This is a genomic window from Halorubrum sp. SP3, assembly GCF_005435195.1.
Classification (GTDB): Archaea; Halobacteriota; Halobacteria; order Halobacteriales; family Haloferacaceae; genus Halorubrum; species Halorubrum sodomense.
In genome coordinates, this window is the sequence record NZ_SGTU01000278.1 from 308 (window position 1) to 552 (window position 245).

Consider the following 245-nt stretch of genomic DNA (forward strand, 5'->3'; position numbering starts at 1 on the left):
ACGGGCAGTACGGTATGGGAAGTACGGCAGTTCTTCCCTTCTGTGGTAACAGAGGGTTCAAGCTGATCCTCTCAGCCGGTCATGAAAACCCTGGTGAATGGAGCTGGACAATTATCAAAAAGAACCGGGAGGAGGTGAGTTTCCAATACCTCACAGTTAACGGCGAAATACCCACATTTGAAGGAGAGGTCGAGGATCAGAGCTATGGGTCATTTGTCAAAATGTATGAGTATGATGTTGAAGTC

Annotated in this window: 1 pseudogene; it reads left to right on the forward strand. The window is 47.3% G+C overall.

Annotated elements, in window-relative coordinates:
• Positions 1–14: 14 nt before the first annotated feature.
• A pseudogene (locus EXE42_RS16560) lies at positions 15–245 on the forward strand (hypothetical protein); the annotation flags it as partial.